This window comes from Pseudomonas sp. TH08, assembly GCF_016651275.1.
GTDB lineage: Bacteria > Pseudomonadota > Gammaproteobacteria > Pseudomonadales > Pseudomonadaceae > Aquipseudomonas.
In genome coordinates, this window is record NZ_JAEKEE010000002.1 from 1 (window position 1) to 2,500 (window position 2,500).

Annotated in this window: 2 rRNA genes (1 of these 2 cut by a window edge); both read right to left on the reverse strand. The window is 51.9% G+C overall.

The annotated features are described in order from the left end of the window. Positions 1 to 46 precede the first annotated feature (46 nt). Positions 47 to 162 (reverse strand): 5S ribosomal RNA (gene rrf / locus JFT91_RS09625). A 151-nt stretch (positions 163 to 313) separates the two neighbouring features. Further along, positions 314 to 2,500: ribosomal RNA gene (locus JFT91_RS09630) — 23S ribosomal RNA — on the reverse strand (it continues 708 nt past the right edge of the window).

A 2,500-nucleotide genomic window follows, 5' to 3' on the forward strand; every position in this document is an offset into this window, starting at 1 on the left:
AAAACAAAACCCCAACTGCTTTCGCAATTGGGGTTTCGGAATTTAATCTTGACGATGACCTACTCTCACATGGGGAAACCCCACACTACCATCGGCGATGCATCGTTTCACTGCTGAGTTCGGGATGGGATCAGGTGGTTCCAACGCTCTATGGTCGTCAAGAAATTCGGGTACTGACTCGTGACCAGATGGCCTCGCTTCAGCAAATTGGGTATGTGACAGCTTACGGTGTTTGTGAACATCGAACTTTCGGTTCGTTTCGTCTTCACACACCGCAACTCTGGCCTTTCGACGCAAATTGCTTGGGTGTTATATGGTCAAGCCTCACGGGCAATTAGTATTGGTTAGCTCAACGCCTCACAGCGCTTACACACCCAACCTATCAACGTCGTAGTCTTCGACGGCCCTTCAGGGAACTCAAGGTTCCAGTGAGATCTCATCTTGAGGCAAGTTTCCCGCTTAGATGCTTTCAGCGGTTATCTTTTCCGAACATAGCTACCCGGCAATGCCACTGGCGTGACAACCGGAACACCAGAGGTTCGTCCACTCCGGTCCTCTCGTACTAGGAGCAGCCCCTCTCAAATCTCAAACGTCCACGGCAGATAGGGACCGAACTGTCTCACGACGTTCTAAACCCAGCTCGCGTACCACTTTAAATGGCGAACAGCCATACCCTTGGGACCGGCTTCAGCCCCAGGATGTGATGAGCCGACATCGAGGTGCCAAACACCGCCGTCGATATGAACTCTTGGGCGGTATCAGCCTGTTATCCCCGGAGTACCTTTTATCCGTTGAGCGATGGCCCTTCCATACAGAACCACCGGATCACTAAGACCTACTTTCGTACCTGCTCGACGTGTCTGTCTCGCAGTCAAGCGCGCTTTTGCCTTTATACTCTACGACCGATTTCCGACCGGTCTGAGCGCACCTTCGTACTCCTCCGTTACTCTTTAGGAGGAGACCGCCCCAGTCAAACTACCCACCATACACTGTCCTCGATCCGGATAACGGACCTGAGTTAGAACCTCAAAGTTGCCAGGGTGGTATTTCAAGGATGGCTCCACGCGAACTGGCGTCCACGCTTCAAAGCCTCCCACCTATCCTACACAAGCAAATTCAAAGTCCAGTGCAAAGCTATAGTAAAGGTTCACGGGGTCTTTCCGTCTAGCCGCGGATACACTGCATCTTCACAGCGATTTCAATTTCACTGAGTCTCGGGTGGAGACAGCGCCGCCATCGTTACGCCATTCGTGCAGGTCGGAACTTACCCGACAAGGAATTTCGCTACCTTAGGACCGTTATAGTTACGGCCGCCGTTTACCGGGGCTTCGATCAAGAGCTTCGCGTTAGCTAACCCCATCAATTAACCTTCCGGCACCGGGCAGGCGTCACACCCTATACGTCCACTTTCGTGTTTGCAGAGTGCTGTGTTTTTAATAAACAGTCGCAGCGGCCTGGTATCTTCGACCGGCATGAGCTTACGGAGCAAGTCCTTCACCCTCACCGGCGCACCTTCTCCCGAAGTTACGGTGCCATTTTGCCTAGTTCCTTCACCCGAGTTCTCTCAAGCGCCTTGGTATTCTCTACCCAACCACCTGTGTCGGTTTGGGGTACGGTTCCTGGTTACCTGAAGCTTAGAAGCTTTTCTTGGAAGCATGGCATCAACCACTTCGTCATCTAAAAGATAACTCGTCATCAGCTCTCGGCCTTAAGATCCCGGATTTACCTAAGATCTCAGCCTACCACCTTAAACTTGGACAACCAACGCCAAGCTGGCCTAGCCTTCTCCGTCCCTCCATCGCAATAACCAGAAGTACAGGAATATTAACCTGTTTTCCATCGACTACGCTTTTCAGCCTCGCCTTAGGGACCGACTAACCCTGCGTCGATTAACGTTGCGCAGGAAACCTTGGTCTTTCGGCGTGGGTGTTTTTCACACCCATTGTCGTTACTCATGTCAGCATTCGCACTTCTGATACCTCCAGCAAGCTTCTCAACTCACCTTCACAGGCTTACAGAACGCTCCTCTACCGCATCATCCGAAGATGATACCCGTAGCTTCGGTGTATGGTTTGAGCCCCGTTACATCTTCCGCGCAGGCCGACTCGACTAGTGAGCTATTACGCTTTCTTTAAAGGGTGGCTGCTTCTAAGCCAACCTCCTAGCTGTCTAAGCCTTCCCACATCGTTTCCCACTTAACCATAACTTTGGGACCTTAGCTGACGGTCTGGGTTGTTTCCCTTTTCACGACGGACGTTAGCACCCGCCGTGTGTCTCCCATGCTCGGCACTTGTAGGTATTCGGAGTTTGCATCGGTTTGGTAAGTCGGGATGACCCCCTAGCCGAAACAGTGCTCTACCCCCTACAGTGATACATGAGGCGCTACCTAAATAGCTTTCGAGGAGAACCAGCTATCTCCGAGCTTGATTAGCCTTTCACTCCGATCCACAGGTCATCCGCTAACTTTTCAACGGTAGTCGGTTCGGTCCTCCAGTTAGTG